The following is a 520-nucleotide window of genomic DNA, read 5'->3' on the forward strand; positions in this document are numbered from 1 at the left end:
GGTCACCGAAGAGAGCATGATTTGGCGACGCGACCGCGTGAAAACCATCACGGTTCAAGCGGGTGTGAGCCGAGACTCCACACCAGCGAATGTAAGAAATGCCATTAAAGATCAGGTTGAAGCTATCCAACTTCCGGCGGGTTACAGCATGGAATGGGGCGGCGAATATTACGATGAAGACAAAGCGGTCACCGACATCATGAAGCAGCAACCAAAAGCAATGCTGATCATGGTGATCATTTTAGTCGCGATGTTCAACGGCTTTAAGCAACCAATCATCATCCTCGCAACGCTACCACTGGTAGCATCAGGGGCTGTGTTTGCTCTGCTTGGATTCGATAAACCATTTGGCTTTATGGCGCTGATCGGAGCTATCACACTGACCGGGATGATCATCAAAAATGGCATCGTACTAATGGATCAAATTGAGCTCGAACGCGCAAATGGCATGAGCTTGTCTGACGCCATTAAAGAAGCCACAGTCAACCGTACTATGGCCATTTCTATGGGTGCGTTAACG

The 520-nt window shown here is 49.0% G+C and carries 1 protein-coding gene; it reads left to right on the forward strand.

Translation table 11 applies throughout. The features are described from left to right. On the forward strand, window positions 1-520 hold a 520-nt coding region (locus tag R7190_RS30695), incomplete at both ends, for an efflux RND transporter permease subunit (RefSeq protein WP_318138317.1).

It is taken from the genome of Vibrio sp. 1078-1 (assembly GCF_033340475.1).